This window comes from Parasphingomonas zepuensis (genome assembly GCF_036663735.1).
Taxonomy (GTDB): domain Bacteria; phylum Pseudomonadota; class Alphaproteobacteria; order Sphingomonadales; family Sphingomonadaceae; genus Sphingomonas.
The window spans coordinates 919,909-933,720 of sequence record NZ_JAXOJO010000001.1; the positions used below are offsets into that span (position 1 = coordinate 919,909).

A 13,812-nucleotide genomic window follows, 5' to 3' on the forward strand; every position below is an offset into this window, starting at 1 on the left:
TCTTGTTGTTGGCACTTGCAAAGGTAATTTACATGTCGAAGCGCTCCAGCGCCAAGTACAAGCTCGATCGCCGTATGGGCGAGAACATCTGGGGTCGGCCGAAGTCCCCGGTGAACAAGCGCGAATACGGCCCCGGCCAGCATGGCCAGCGCCGCAAGGGCAAGGTTTCCGATTTCGGCATCCAGCTGCGCGCCAAGCAGAAGCTCAAGGGCTATTATGGCGACGTGACCGAGAAGCAGTTCCGGGCATGCTATCATGAAGCCGCGCGGATGAAGGGCGATACCGGCCAGAACCTGATCGGCCTGCTCGAGCAGCGGCTCGACATGATCGTGTATCGCGCCAAGTTCGCGCCGACCGTGTTCGCTGCGCGCCAGCTCGTTTCGCACGGCCACATCAAGGTCAACGGCGTGAAGTGCAACATCGCGTCGCGCCGCGTGTTCCCGGGCATGGAGATCACGCTCGGTTCCAAGGCGCAGGAAATGGCGCTGGTGATGGAGGCGCAGAGCCTCGCCGAGCGCGACATCCCCGATTACGTCGCGCCGGACGGCAGCGCGAAGGTGACCTTCACCCGCGTGCCGACTCTGGACGAAGTGCCCTATCCGGTGAAGATGGAGCCGAATCTGGTCGTCGAGTTCTACTCGCGCTGATCGATCGGTTTTCGGACAGAAAATAAGGGCGGTCCCGCGAGGGGCCGCCCTTTTTCGTTACATCCGCATCGATGTGCGCAGGAACGCATCCATCTTGTCGAGCATGCCAGCGCGTACACTGCTGTCTTCGAGAGAATGGTCGAGATCGTGGAACTCGACCAGTTCGACCTGCTTGCCCGCCGATTTCAGCCGCGACGCCATCATCCGCGATTCGCCGATGCCGACATTCTGGTCGCGGTCGCCGTGAAACATCAGCACCGGCGCCGTGATGCGATCGACATTCTGCGCCGGCGATCCCTGGCGGACGTGCGGACCGTGCCCGATAAAGGCGTCGACGATCTTGTAGTTGCTGAAGTTCAGCGATTCCGTCCGCAGCGTCTCCAGGTCCGTCACCGGCGCAACCGCGACGATCGCCTTGAACAGGTTGGGATCGAGCACTGCCGATTGCAGCGCCGCATAGCCGCCATAAGACCAGCCAACGATCCCGAGCCTGCCCGGATTGGCAATGCCCTGCTGAACCAGCCAGCGCCCGCCGTCATTGACGTCGCCGATCGCGGTTCGCCAGGATTTGAAGCCGTTCTCCTGAAACCAGGTGGCACCATAGCCGGTCGATCCCCGGAAATTGGGCTGGAGCACGGCATAACCGCGATTGGCGAAATATTGCGACAGCCAGTCAAAGCCCCATTCGTCGCGGGAGCCGGGTCCGCCGTGCGGCATGACGATCGACGGAAGATTCTTGCCGTCACTCCCCGGAGGCAGCGTCAGATACCCTGGAATCTGCGTTCCGTCCGCGGCGGGGAAGGTAACCGGCTTGACCGTCGCCAGCGTGACGCCGGCGAGTTGCGGCCGCACGGGGAGAAGCTCGCCCAGATTCCGCGTCGCCTTGTCGAACAGATAATAGCGCCCTGGATCCACATCGCTGCCGGCGAACATCAGCAACTTGCTCTCGTCGGCGCTCGCGTCGAGAAAGCTGACAAGCGGCAGACCCGGGATCGCTTTGGACAGCGATGCGGAGAGTTTCTTGAGTGCTGGATCAAAGAACTCGACCTCACGCCGCTCGGTGGCATAGCTGGCGCCGACGACCCGCTGCTGCCGGCCGATCCTCACCAGATCGTCTATGTCGGTGCCAGGTTTCGCCAACACCCGTTCGCGCTTCAGGCTGCCATCGAGCGCGATCGAGAACAGCGCGACATGGCCGCCATTGTCGTCGAAGCCAAACACGACATTGCGATCGCGATCCACCGCAAGGGGATTGAAGCCGGACTCCAGCCCCCCGCTGCCCGTCACCGTGCTGAGCGGCAACCACTCGCGGCTGTCCGCCTTGCGGTAATAATAGGTGATCTTGTCCCGATCATAGCCAGCGCTCGTTTTCGTCCGCGTTCCCATGATCCGGACCGTACCATGACCGTCGGCAATATATTCGACCGCGCCCAGCTTGGGATTCTCAACCGTGCTGCGCTTCAGGCTAACCGTGTCGACGCTATCCACGCCGAAGCCATCGCGCGTGCTGGCCACATGAGTGCCGGTCGTCCGTTCCGGGACATAAACGCGCGTCATCAGCACGGTGCCCTCGGAACCCGTGCCGGTCCAATCGATCACGCTGCCGCCGTAATTGGTGAATCCCACAGCGTTGACTGAATCGCGGGCACTGACGACCTTGAGGTTCTTGCCGTCGGCGTCGATCCCGACGAGCCGGGTAAAGCCCAGGTCCTCGGTGCCGGTGGGGAGAATCATGTAGATGCCGCATACCAGCCGGCTGTTGGTCGACCACCGGCAATAGCTCAGCCGATCGGGGTCGCCCGATGAGGTGAGGATCAGCTTCGACGCGCCGGTCGCGATATTGACGACAAACAGCGCCGCACCGCGCTCCTTGGCCGGCTGGATGATGGCAATGCTGTTGCCGTCGGGCGAGAGGCTGATCTGCCGAACACCCTCGCGCGCGCCGAATTCGTGGCGGCCTCGTTGGGCGCGGCCATCGCCGGTACCGGTAAGCTCGCCACGCTCAACGCCGCGGCTATTCTCCAGATTCTCACCAGCTTCACCCCCCGAATTCAAGCTCTTGCGCCGCATCCTACCGGCGAATCGGGGGCGGGCAACCGGATTATCTGCTCCATTTCGGTTGTTGTTGGGCGGTGCTTGCGCCACTCACCCCACGCTGTCAGAACGCGCGCCATAGCGAAATGCCGAGGAGCCATGATGCGCGCCCTGTTCCTGTTGTCCGCCGCGATGGTTCTTGTCGCCGCTTCACCCGATCCGTCCGATATCCCGCTCCAGACGCTCAAGGACGTGACGAAGACGCTCTCTTCCGACGCGTTCGAAGGCCGTGCGCCAGCAACACCGGCCGAAGACAAGACCACTGCCTATATCGTCGAGCGCTTCAAGGCGGCCGGCCTGAAGCCCGGCAACAACGGCAGCTGGTTCCAGGAGGTGCCGCTGGTCGAGATCACCGGCCAGAACGTCTCGCCGCTTACCTTCACCGGGGGCAAGACGCCGCTCAGCCTGGCCTATCGCACCGACATGGTGATCGCGACCTATCAGGTCGTGCCGAAGGCGGAGATCAAGGACAGCGACGTCGTCTTCGTCGGCTACGGCGTCAATGCGCCGGAGCGCGGCTGGAACGACTATGCCGGGATCGACGTGAAGGGGAAGACGGTCGTCATCCTGATCAACGATCCCGACTGGCAGACCATGGCGCTCGACGGCGATTTCGGCGGCCGCGCCATGACCTATTATGGCCGCTGGACCTATAAATATGAGGAAGCCGCCCGGCAGGGCGCGGCGGCGGCGATCATCGTCCACGATACCGAGCCCGCCGCCTATGGCTGGGGCGTGGTGCAGTCGAGCTGGACGGGCCCGCAGCTTCAGCAGGACACGCCCGGCGATCATATGGACCAATCGAAGGCGATCGGATGGATTCAGAAGCCGGCGGCCGAAGCCCTGTTCGCCAGCGCAGGCAAGGATTTCGCGGCACTTTCCGCGGCGGCGAAGGTCAAGGGCTTCAAGGCAGTGCCGCTCGGTGTGAAGGCGAATGTCGGCTGGACCAACACGATCCGCCGCCAGGCCTCGAAGAACGTGATCGGCGTGTTGCCCGGCACCGAGCGGCCTGACGAGGTCGTCCTCTATTCGGCGCATTGGGATCATCTCGGCCGTTGCGACGCGATCGACGGCGACGATATCTGCAACGGCGCAGTCGACAATGCCTCGGGTGTCGCCGCGCTGGTCGCCCTTGCCGAAGCCAATGCGAAGAAGGGCGCGGCACGGCGCTCGCAGGTGTTCCTTGCCGTCACGGCGGAGGAATCGGGCTTGCTCGGTTCCAAATTCTACGCCGAGAACCCGGTCTATCCGCTCGGCAAGACGGTCGGCGGGGTCAATATGGACGCACTGAAGATTTATCCGAAGACCCGCGATTTCGTGATCGCCGGGGCCGGCAAGTCCGAGCTCGAGGACATGGTCAAGCCGATGGTCGCAGCGCAGGGCCGCCGCATCGCGCCCGAGCCTTCGCCCGAGCGCGGCTATTATTACCGGTCGGACCATTTCAGCTTCGCCAAGCTCGGCGTACCGATGTTCGACGGCAGCGCCGGCGAGGATCTCGTGGTCGGCGGCCCGGCTGCCGGCAAGGCGGCGGCGGACGACTACAACACCAATCGCTATCATCGGCCGCAGGACGAATATGATCCTGCCTGGGATTGGGGCGCCGCGCTGCAGGACGTGTCGCTCTATTACACCATGGGCCGCACCCTTGCGGACGGCAATTCCTGGCCTAACTGGTATCCGACCGCCGAATTTCGCGCGGTCCGCGACAAGAGTCGCGCGGAGACCAAGTAACATGACCAGGATTACCCCGCCCGCCGAATGGGCGCCGCACCAGGCCGTCTGGATCGGCTTTCCCAGCCATCCCGAACTCTGGGAGGACGATCTCGAGCCGGCGCGCGAGGAAGTTGCCGCCTTTGCGCGCGCCGTCCACGCCGACGGCAAGGGCGAGCTTGTTCTGCTCGTCGCTGCCAATGAGGAATCCGCCGAGGCCGCCAGGGCGCTTGCCGGGGATACCGCGCAGGTGGTGATCGAGCCGTTCGGCGACATCTGGCTGCGCGATACCGCGGCGATCGTCACCGGCGACGGCCATGCGCGCGATTTCCGCTTCAACGGGTGGGGCGGGAAATATGATCTGCCCGGCGACGACGATATCGGCCTGCGCCTCGCCGGACGCCGGGACATCGGGACGGAAAGCTGCGACTGGATCCTCGAGGGCGGCGCGATCGACGGCGACGGCACCGGGCTGGTCGTCACCACCGAACAATGCCTGCTCAACCCCAATCGCAACCCGGCCCTGTCGCGCGCCGATATCGAGGCGCGGCTGGCGGAGGATCTCGGCTATTCCGAAGTGATCTGGCTCGGGAACGGCCTGATGCACGATCATACCGATGGCCATGTCGATAATCTCGCCCGCTTCGTCGCGCCGGGAAAGCTCGCCATCCCCGAGCCTGCCGACGACGATCCCAACCGGCCGGTCTATCAGGGCGCCGCGCGCGAGGCGTCGCGCTATGCGGTCGAGATCGTCCGCCTCCCCTCGCCCGGCCGCGTGCTGCGCGACGGAGAGATCATCCCGGCAAGCTATATGAACTTCTATATCGGCAACGCCGCCGTGGTCGTGCCGCAATATGGCGCGGCGAACGACGCAGCGGCGGTGGCGGCGATCCAGGCGCTGTTTCCCGACCGGCAGGTCGTCGGTCTGCACGCGGATGCGATCCTGACCGGCGGCGGCAGCTTCCACTGCATCAGCCAGCAGATTCCGGCCTAAACTTGCCACGCGAAACGCGCTAGAGCCGACCTCGGCTCGCTGGAATCATCCCTCCCCGTTCGGGCTGAGCTTGTCGAAGCCTTGCTCTTCTCTTCCACAGAAGAAAGAACAGCCCTTCGACAAGCTCAGGGCGAACGGAGAGGGTGGATCAAACCCATTCGAAAAATGCTCTAAAGGCTCCCGCATGACCGAAATCACCGTCGCCGCGCTTCAGCTCGCCTTTTCGAGCGATATCGACGCAAACATCGCCCATGTTTCCGAGCTGGTCCGCGAGGCCGCGTCGAAAGGCGCGCAGGTGATCCTGCCGCCCGAATTGTTCGAGGGCGAATATTTCTGCCGGGTCGAAGACGAAGGCCTGTTCGCCAATGCGAAGCCCGTCGGCGAACACAAGGCGGTGCTGGCGATGCAGAAGCTCGCGGCCGAGCTCGGCGTGACCATCCCGACCAGCTTCTTCGAGGCCGACGGCCCACATCACTACAACAGCCTGGCGATGATCGGTCCCGATGGCGGCGTGATGGGTGTCTATCGCAAGAGCCACATTCCCGACGGTCCGGGCTATGAAGAGAAATTCTATTTCCGCCCCGGCAATACCGGCTTCAAGGTCTGGCCGGGGCCATCGGCGACGCTCGGGGTCGGCGTATGCTGGGATCAATGGTATCCCGAGACGGCACGCGCGATGATGCTGATGGGCGCGGAAATATTATTCTATCCGACCGCGATCGGCAGCGAGCCGCATGACGCGGATCTCGACACCAGCCGGCTATGGCGCCGGGCGATGGTCGGCCATGCGGTATCGAACGTCGTGCCGGTGGTCGCCGCCAACCGCATCGGCACCGAGCATGGCCAGCATTTCTACGGCCACAGCTTCATCACCGACGAGCGCGGCGATCTGATCGCCGAGTTCGGCGCCGACGAAACCGGCGTGCTGGTGGCGACGCTGGATCTCGACCGGGTGAAGCGCCACCGTGCCGCCTTCGGCTTCTTCCGTGATCGCCGACCCGAGCTTTACGGGCGGCTGACTCAGGACATTTGAAGGCGCGGCGCTCCCCCAACGCGTTTCGCCTGAGTTCAGCTTGGCGCGCGCAGGGGGGCGCGATGCAGAAGACCACGCACATCCTCAACGCCGCGTCGAACCTGCTCGGTATCACCCTGCTGATCATCGCCGGCCTGCACATCACCAACCAGGCGCAGAAATCGGTCGCTGACGAAGTGGCCTGGCTCAGCGCGGTCTGCTTCAGCGTGAGTTGCGGTCTTTCCTACCTGTCGATCCGCTCCCCCGAAACCGATCGCTGGGAAGACTGGGCAGACCGCATCTTCCTGACCGGCATCGTCTCGCTGGTGATCGCTGTCCTCGTGCTGGCCCTTTAGACGAGCTTCAGTTCCAGCGCGCGGGCGATCACCGCGTCGAACATCTTGTCGGTCAGTCGCCCCGTATTCTGGTTATAGCGCGAGCAGTGGTAGCTATCGATCAGCATGCGCCCATCGGGCACGCGGTGCTCCGCAAGATGCGCGAATCGGCATTTCGGCAACCGCCCGCCCAGGATCTTCACCGCCGACTGATGCGCGACCTGACCCAGCGCGACGAACACGCGCGCGTTGGGCAGCGCCGCCACCTGGCGTTCCAGGAATCCGCGGCACGTGCGTATCTCCTCCGGCACTGGCTTGTTGTGCGGCGGCAGGCATTTCACCGCGTTGAGGATCATCGCGCCGTGCAGGGCCAGCGAATCGTCGCTGCGGCCTTCATAAGCTCCACTTGCGAGACCGTAATTGCCCAGGGTCCGGAACAGCAAGGCACCCGAACCATCGCCGGTAAAGGGCCGCCCGGTGCGGTTGGCCCCGTTGCGGCCCGGCGCCAGTCCGAGGATCACCAGCCACGCGCCGGGATCGCCCCAGGCCGGCACCGGCGCGTTCCACCAGTCCGGTTGCTCCGCCCGCATGAGTTCGCGATGGGCGACAAGGCGCGGGCAGAGCGGGCAATCGCGCGACGGCTCCGTTTCGGGGATCGGGCTTGGGAAGAACATCGCGGGACGCTAGGCACGTCCGGGTGCCCATAACAAGATACGCCATCGCAATCGGATCGAACCGGCCTGGCCGCCATGGACCGCCCGAGGCGGAGCTGCGCGCGGTGATTGCGGCGCTCGAACCGGTCCTCGCGGTATCGCCCATTTTCTCCACCGTACCGATCGGCCCCTCCACGCGCCGCTTCGCCAATGCAGCGCTGATCCTCGATTCGGCAGAAACGCCGCCCGAACTGCTTGCGCGCCTCAAAGCCGTAGAGCGTGCGTTCGGTCGCCGATCCGGCCGGCGCTGGGGTGCACGCGTCGTTGATCTCGACATCATCCTGTGGTCAGGCGGCATGTGGAGCGACGCCACGCTCAGCGTGCCGCACCGGGCGTTCCGCTCCCGCCGTTTCGTGCTCGATCCATTGGTGAGGCTGGTGCCGGAGTGGCGCGATCCGGTGACCGGCCTGACCGTGCGTCAGCTCGCCATCCGTCTGCGTGCGGTTGACCGCCGCCCGCGCCGCTCGTAACGCGCGTCCCTGGTCGGGGCCCGTAGCTCAGTTGGTAGAGCAACGGACTTTTAATCTGTAGGTCTCGGGTTCGAATCCCGACGGGCCCACCACCAGCTACCCTAATCGAACGGCGTGGATCGTTGCTCGAGGCTGCTGATCAGCCCGGCGAGTGGCTCGCCCGGCGCATCCTCCGTCCAATAAGCTCGCACCGGGAACAGCGCGCCCGGCGCATCCACCGGCCGCACCACGATCGAATCCTGCACAAGATCCTCGTGGCTGCCACTGATCAGGGCGATGCCGTCGCCCTGCGCGACACGATCCAGGATATGCGGCGGGCCGAGATCGAAGATCGTCGCGTTCAGGGCCGGGCCCAGCGGCAGGATGCGCTGCGCCAGGAAACGATGCATGTCGGCGCCGAATTGCTGCTGCGACGTCAGGAAAATCTCGTCGCGCAGCTCGGACGGCCTGATGACGGGCCGATCCGCGAGGCGATGCCCGGCCGCCATCGCGACCAGCACCCGATCGTGCCAGAGGCCGATCGAATGCGTGCCCGGCTCCGCCTTGCCTGGTAGCACCGCCAGCGCCAGATGGCCGGTACGCAGCGCCGGCAACAGGGCACCGCGCTGCATCTCGTGCACGCCGATGTCGACATCGGGGCAGGCGCGCGAAAAGACCAGCAGGTCGTCCGCCAGCCGATCGCGGCAAATCGACGCAAAGCATCCCACCGCGAGGTTTCGGGACCAGGCATCCGCGCCTTTGCGTTCGTTCATGCCGGTTTCGGCGGATACGCGTTCCATGGCTTAATCCTGCGCGATCCAGCAGCTTAGCGGCCATGACTTGCGACGAATGCGACGAAGCTGCGACGAAGCCGACGACGGCCGCGACCAGCCTGCACCCCCGCCCCTTCTGCAAAAGCCCGAAGTGGCGCTAGAATGCGGCACAGAGGGGTAAGGCAAGGCATGCAGGATCGGACCGGCTTAGACATCATTCCCGAATATGATTCGGTCGACAGGGCGATATCGGGGGCGACATCAGACGCCTCAGGGCATTTGCACGCCATCGCCGCATTGCGCGAGAGCGAAGAGCAATTCCGCATGCTCGCGGAAAACCTGCCCGGCCTGTGCTGGATCGGCGACGAATTCGGCGTGCTGCGCTGGGCCAACCGCCAGTGGCGGGAGTTGTTCGGCGGCACCAGCGCCGAACGCGGCGACCCGAGCGAGATCTGCCACCCCGAGGATCTGCCGCTGGCCCTGGCATCCTGGAAAAAGGCGTGGGACGAAGGCGAGACCTCCACCATCGTGCTGCGCATGCGACAGCCGGACGGCAGCTATCGTCCGTTCCTGAGCAAGGCAGTGCCGATCCGCGACGCGAGCGGCCGGGTGGTGCGCTGGTGCGGCGTTCAGATCGATTTCAGCGACAAACAGGCGCATGATCGCCGGCAGACGGTGCTGCGAAGCTTTCACGACCAGTCGCGCGACCTGACCTCGCGCGTCGAGATCCTGGCTGCCCTGTCGCGCATCCTCGCTGAACATCTCGGCATTCCGCACATGCTCTATGGCGAAACCGCCAATGGCAGTGCGGAAATGCTCGACGTGTTCCATGCCGCCGACGGCCTGCCGCAGGCCGGTTCGGCCGCGCGTTACGGGCTTAACCATGCCTTCGCCAGCCTCGCCGAACGCTATGCCTGGGACGAGAGCCTGATCATCGAGGACAATCACGCGCTGACCGGAAATCCCAATATTCCGGAGCGGCGCGCCGCCAATCTGATGGGCGTACGCGCGAGCATCAACGTACCGATCGTCAAGGAAGGCAGGCCGGTCGCCATGCTCGCCGTGCTCGATACCGCGCCGCGACAATGGAGCAGCGACGAGATCGAGCTGTGCGAGGAACTGGCCGAACGTCTCTGGGCCAATCTTTCGCGCGCCCGTGCCGAGGCCGAACTCCAGGAGCGCGAGCGCAACCAGGCGTTCCTGCTCGCCTGGAGCGATCTGGTGCGCGGGCAGGCCTCGCCCGACGCCATCATGGCGACAACGCTCGAAGCACTGGGCCGCCATCTCGGCGTCACCCGTGCGACTTTTTCGGAAACCGACGACGAAGGCCGCGTCTTCGCGATCCTCGGCGAGTGGTGCCACGACGTGGTCAGCATCGCCGGCACGAGCTTCTCGCTCGACGATGTCGGCGAGACCGTCGAACGCGAATGGGAAGCGGGCACGATCATCCGCTATGACGACATCACCGCCGATCCGCGCATCGAACAGGAACGCGTGCCGGCCTATGCCGACGTCCAGATCCAGGCCTTTGTCAGCATCCCGCTGATCGAGAACGACAAGGTCCGGTCAGCGTTGTCGGTGCAGAGTCGTGTCGCGCGCCGGTGGCGCGACAGCGAGATCCAGCTGGTCCGCGATGTCGCCGAGCGCGTCTGGGTGATGCTGGAGCGCGCCCGGGCGGAAGCCGAATTGCTCGAACGGGAGCAGCATCAGGCGTTCCTGATCGACTGGAGCGACGCAGTGCGGGGCGAGACCTCGCCCGACGCGATCATGGCGACGACGCTCGAATGGCTCGGCCGCCACCTCGCGGCCGCGCGCACCACTTATGCCGAATGCGATCCGACCGGCCGGATGTTCACCGTGACGGGCGAGTGGCGCAATGGCGTTTCCTCGATCCGCGGCAACAACTTCCTGCTCGAAAGCGTCGGTGCCGCGGTCGATCGCGACTGGACCGCCGGCGAAATCATTCGCTACGAGGATGTCGCCATGGATCCCCGCCTCGAACCCGCGGTGATCGAGCGCTATCGGAAAGCCGAGATTCACGCCTTTGTCAGCGTTCCGCTGGTCCAGGGCGGCCTGATGCGCTCGGCCCTGTCGGTGCAGCACAATGCGCCCCGCCGGTGGCGCGACGGCGAAATCCAGCTGATGCGCGACATCGCCGAACGGACCTGGGTGGCGCTCGAACGCGCCTATGCCCAGGCGGCCCTGCAGGAACGCGAGCGCAACCAGGCGTTCCTGCTCGCCTGGAACGACCGGATCCGCCAGCAGACCAGCGCCCGCGATATCCTGGCGCACACGCTGGCGGCCCTCGGGGAACATCTCGGCGCGATGCGCACCAACTTCGCCGAGACCGACGATGACGGGACCACGCTCTGCGTGCTGCAGGAATGGACCACCGGCCTGCCAAGCATCGTCAACCAGCGCTACCCTTCGGCCGCGCTCGGCACGCGGCTGGCAGCGGCGCACATGAGCGGCGCGCCGGTGCGGGTGAACGACGTGGCGACCGATCCGCGCTTCGACGAGAAGAACCGTCCGTTGTTCGAATCGCTCGGTATCGCCGCGGTGCTGACCCTGCCGATGATGCGCGCGGGCGCGATCGTCGCGGTGCTGTCCGTGCAGCAGGGCGCGCCCAGGCTGTGGACCGACAGCGAAGTGGACCTGGTGCGCGATCTGGCGGATCGTACGCTGGCGGTGCTGGAACGCGCCCATTCGGAGGAGCGCCTCGCCGAAAGCGAAGCGCAGCTTTCCGCCTTTCTGGAGAATGCGCCGGTCGCGATGCACCTCAAAAATGGCGAGGCGCGCTACGTCCGGGTCAATCCCGAATTCGCCAAGGCGCTGGGCCGCAGCCCGGAGGAACTGCACGGGATGCATTCGGACGAGATCTACCCGCCCGCCATCGCGCAGGAGCTCGACCGGCTCGAGCGGCTCGGACAGGCCGGGCAGGTCGCCAGCGCCGAGATCGCGCTCGATGGAATGCGCGAGGACGCCCATGTCCTGTCCATGGTGTTCCCGATCACCGGTGCGGGCGTCGCGCGAACCGGGGGTTTCACGCTCGACCTTACCGAACGCAAGCGCGCCGAGGCGGCCCTCGCCCGATCGCGCGAGGCGCTCTACCAGACCGAGAAGCTGTCGGCGCTCGGCTCGCTGCTCGCCGGGGTCAGCCATGAACTCAACAACCCCTTGTCGATCGTCGTCGCCCAGGCGGTGATGATGGAACGCCAGTCGCGCGGCGGCGAGCTGGCCGAGCGCGCGCAGAAGATCCGCCGCGCGGCCGATCGTTGCGCGCGGATCGTGCAGACCTTCCTGGCGATGGCGCGGCAGAAGCGCCCGGAGCGCGAGCCGGTCGATCTCAATGCCGTCGCCAACGCCGCCTATGACCTGGCCGAATATGGCCTGCGGAACGACGGCATCGCCGCCGCCCGCGATCTTGCGCCCGCGCTGCCGAACATCTCGGCGGATTCGGACCAGCTCCACCAGATCATCATCAACCTGATCGTCAACGCCCAGCAGGCGCTGGTCGAGGCGGGCGTACCCGATCGCGCGCTGATCGTGCGTACCGCGATCGGCAGCGATCCCGGCACCGTCATCCTCGACGTCGCCGACAATGGACCGGGCATTCCCGAGGAAGCACGGCGCCGGATCTTCGAGCCGTTCTTCACCACCAAGCCGCAGGGCCAGGGCACCGGCGTCGGCCTGTCCTTCTCCCAAGGCCTGGCCGAGGCGCATGGCGGGAAGCTCGAACTCGTCCCCACCCCGCGCGGCGCCTGCTTCCGCCTGACGCTGCCGATCGATGCCGAACCCGCGCTTCCCGCGGCTGAAATCGAGCCCACCATCATCGTCGAGGCGCCGGCCCGCAAGGCGCTGGTCGTCGATGACGAGCAGGAGATCGCCGAATCGCTCGCCGACTTTCTGTCGATCGAGGGTTTCGACTGCGACATCGCGGTCGGCGGAGCGGCGGCCCAGGCGCGGCTGGTCCAGGGCCATTACGACCTGGTCATCAGCGATCTGCGCATGCCGGGCATGGACGGCCCGCAGCTCTATGCCTGGATCGCGGCCGAACGCCCCGACCTCGTCGACCGCGTCGCCTTCGCCACCGGCGACACACTTGGCGTCGCCGCCGCGCGCTTCCTCGAGGACGTGAAGCGCCCGGTGCTCGAAAAGCCTTTCATGCCCGATGCGGTGCACCGCTTCCTCAAGCAGATGGATCTCGCATGACCTCCCTCGCCACGCTCCCATCCTCGGCTCCGCAACTCGTCCCGCGCATCGTCGTGGTGGATGACGAGGAAGACCTGCGCGAGCCGGTCGCCGCCTATCTGCGCGAGCAGGGCATGGAGGTCGAGGAAGCCGGCGGCGGCGCGGATCTCGACGTCATCCTCGCGCGCGGCCTACCGACGCTGGTGGTGCTCGACGTGACCATGCCCGACGAGGACGGGTTCAGCATCGCGCGCCGGCTGCGGGCGATGAACGCCCATATCGGCATCGTCATGCTCACCGCGCGGCGTGACGTGATCGACCGCGTCGTCGGGCTCGAGCTCGGTGCCGACGATTACATCATGAAGCCGTTCGAGCCGCGCGAGCTGCTCGCGCGCATCCGCTCGGTGCTGCGCCGGCTCGGCGCCGCTCAGGCGGAAGCGGCCGCCGAGCCAGCCGATGCGGCCCAGGAAGAGGTGGTAGAGCAGGACGCTGCTGCGCCGCGCGGCTATCAGGAGGAATTCTGGATCCCCACCTCGCGCGGCGAGATCCGCGTGCCGGTCGACACGATCGAGTGGATCGAGGCAGCCAAGGATTACGCCTTGCTCCACACGCCCGAACGCAGCCACATGATCCGCATCACCATGGGCGCGCTCGAACAGGGGCTTGATCCGGCACAGATGATCCGGGTCCATCGCTCCGCCTTTGTCCGCCCCGGATCGGTCCTGCGGATCAGCGCGATCGGGCGGCATATGGTGCTCGAGCTGCGATCCGGTGCGGTGGTGCGCGTCGGTCCCCGTCACTGGGGCGAGGTGCGGCACCGCCTGAAGGCCTGAGGCCGCCCGCCGATGTAGCGTTTTTGTGCATCGCGGCATGTTCGTCGCACGTCCGTCGCAC

General features: G+C 65.7%; 11 protein-coding genes and 1 tRNA gene. 9 read left to right on the forward strand and 3 right to left on the reverse strand.

Features of this window, described 5'->3' with window-relative positions; genetic code table 11:
* Positions 1 to 32 precede the first annotated feature (32 nt).
* Positions 33 to 647 (forward strand): 30S ribosomal protein S4, encoded by a 615-nt coding sequence (gene rpsD / locus U1769_RS04440; RefSeq protein WP_272623438.1) that lies wholly within the window; start codon positions 33 to 35, stop codon positions 645 to 647.
* A gap of 57 nt (positions 648 to 704) precedes the next feature.
* Here rpsD and U1769_RS04445 read toward each other — a convergent pair whose 3' ends face one another.
* Positions 705 to 2,717 carry an alpha/beta hydrolase family protein gene (locus tag U1769_RS04445; RefSeq protein WP_332712503.1) on the reverse strand — a complete coding sequence of 671 codons (2,013 nt, stop codon included), beginning with the start codon at positions 2,715 to 2,717 and terminating at the stop codon, positions 705 to 707.
* Between the two features lie 126 nt (positions 2,718 to 2,843).
* Between U1769_RS04445 and U1769_RS04450 the strand changes: the two genes are divergently transcribed.
* From U1769_RS04450 to U1769_RS04465, 4 genes are all read left to right on the forward strand, one after another.
* Positions 2,844 to 4,472, forward strand: a complete 1,629-nt coding sequence (locus U1769_RS04450) for a M28 family peptidase (protein WP_443030172.1) — start codon at positions 2,844 to 2,846, stop codon at positions 4,470 to 4,472.
* A 1-nt stretch (position 4,473) separates the two neighbouring features.
* Positions 4,474 to 5,445, forward strand: coding sequence for an agmatine deiminase family protein (locus U1769_RS04455; RefSeq protein WP_332712505.1), 972 nt, complete (start codon positions 4,474 to 4,476; stop codon positions 5,443 to 5,445).
* 184 nt (positions 5,446 to 5,629) lie between these two features.
* Positions 5,630 to 6,478: an N-carbamoylputrescine amidase gene (gene aguB / locus U1769_RS04460; protein WP_332712508.1), complete on the forward strand. Its 849-nt coding sequence runs from the start codon at positions 5,630 to 5,632 to the stop codon at positions 6,476 to 6,478.
* Positions 6,479 to 6,540: 62 nt separating this feature from the next.
* Positions 6,541 to 6,813, forward strand: coding sequence for a hypothetical protein (locus U1769_RS04465; RefSeq protein ID WP_332712511.1), 273 nt, complete (start codon positions 6,541 to 6,543; stop codon positions 6,811 to 6,813).
* On the opposite strand, the gene U1769_RS04470 is transcribed toward U1769_RS04465, so the two are convergent.
* The gene (locus U1769_RS04470) at positions 6,810 to 7,466 is read right to left on the reverse strand and encodes a uracil-DNA glycosylase (protein WP_332712513.1); all 657 of its coding nucleotides are present in this window, start codon (positions 7,464 to 7,466) and stop codon (positions 6,810 to 6,812) included. The genes U1769_RS04465 and U1769_RS04470 overlap by 4 nt on opposite strands.
* Before the next feature lie 23 nt (positions 7,467 to 7,489).
* Between U1769_RS04470 and folK the strand changes: the two genes are divergently transcribed.
* Both folK and U1769_RS04480 read left to right on the forward strand, forming a co-directional pair.
* A complete protein-coding gene (gene folK / locus U1769_RS04475; protein WP_332712516.1) occupies positions 7,490 to 7,975 on the forward strand; it encodes a 2-amino-4-hydroxy-6-hydroxymethyldihydropteridine diphosphokinase in 486 nt (161 codons plus the stop codon).
* A 16-nt stretch (positions 7,976 to 7,991) separates the two neighbouring features.
* Positions 7,992 to 8,067, forward strand: a tRNA-Lys gene (locus U1769_RS04480).
* 9 nt (positions 8,068 to 8,076) lie between these two features.
* On the opposite strand, the gene U1769_RS04485 is transcribed toward U1769_RS04480, so the two are convergent.
* The gene (locus U1769_RS04485; RefSeq protein ID WP_332712519.1) at positions 8,077 to 8,754 is read right to left on the reverse strand and encodes a LysR family substrate-binding domain-containing protein; all 678 of its coding nucleotides are present in this window, start codon (positions 8,752 to 8,754) and stop codon (positions 8,077 to 8,079) included.
* A gap of 162 nt (positions 8,755 to 8,916) precedes the next feature.
* On the opposite strand from U1769_RS04485, the gene U1769_RS04490 reads away from it, so the two are divergent.
* Positions 8,917 to 12,939, forward strand: a complete 4,023-nt coding sequence (locus U1769_RS04490; RefSeq protein WP_332712522.1) for a GAF domain-containing protein — start codon at positions 8,917 to 8,919, stop codon at positions 12,937 to 12,939.
* Positions 12,936 to 13,751 carry a response regulator gene (locus U1769_RS04495; RefSeq protein WP_332712525.1) on the forward strand — a complete coding sequence of 272 codons (816 nt, stop codon included), beginning with the start codon at positions 12,936 to 12,938 and terminating at the stop codon, positions 13,749 to 13,751. The genes U1769_RS04490 and U1769_RS04495 overlap by 4 nt, the downstream gene beginning before the upstream one ends.
* Positions 13,752 to 13,812: the final 61 nt, after the last annotated feature.

Coding starts and splice junctions, on each gene's coding strand:
- rpsD (WP_272623438.1), top strand. CDS start 33: ATGTCGAAGCGCTCCAGCGCCAAGTACAAGCTCGATCGCCGTATGGGC.
- U1769_RS04445 (WP_332712503.1), bottom strand. CDS start 2,717: ATGCGGCGCAAGAGCTTGAATTCGGGGGGTGAAGCTGGTGAGAATCTG.
- U1769_RS04450 (WP_443030172.1), top strand. CDS start 2,844: ATGCGCGCCCTGTTCCTGTTGTCCGCCGCGATGGTTCTTGTCGCCGCT.
- U1769_RS04455 (WP_332712505.1), top strand. CDS start 4,474: ATGACCAGGATTACCCCGCCCGCCGAATGGGCGCCGCACCAGGCCGTC.
- aguB (WP_332712508.1), top strand. CDS start 5,630: ATGACCGAAATCACCGTCGCCGCGCTTCAGCTCGCCTTTTCGAGCGAT.
- U1769_RS04465 (WP_332712511.1), top strand. CDS start 6,541: ATGCAGAAGACCACGCACATCCTCAACGCCGCGTCGAACCTGCTCGGT.
- U1769_RS04470 (WP_332712513.1), bottom strand. CDS start 7,466: ATGTTCTTCCCAAGCCCGATCCCCGAAACGGAGCCGTCGCGCGATTGC.
- U1769_RS04485 (WP_332712519.1), bottom strand. CDS start 8,754: ATGGAACGCGTATCCGCCGAAACCGGCATGAACGAACGCAAAGGCGCG.
- U1769_RS04490 (WP_332712522.1), top strand. CDS start 8,917: ATGCAGGATCGGACCGGCTTAGACATCATTCCCGAATATGATTCGGTC.
- U1769_RS04495 (WP_332712525.1), top strand. CDS start 12,936: ATGACCTCCCTCGCCACGCTCCCATCCTCGGCTCCGCAACTCGTCCCG.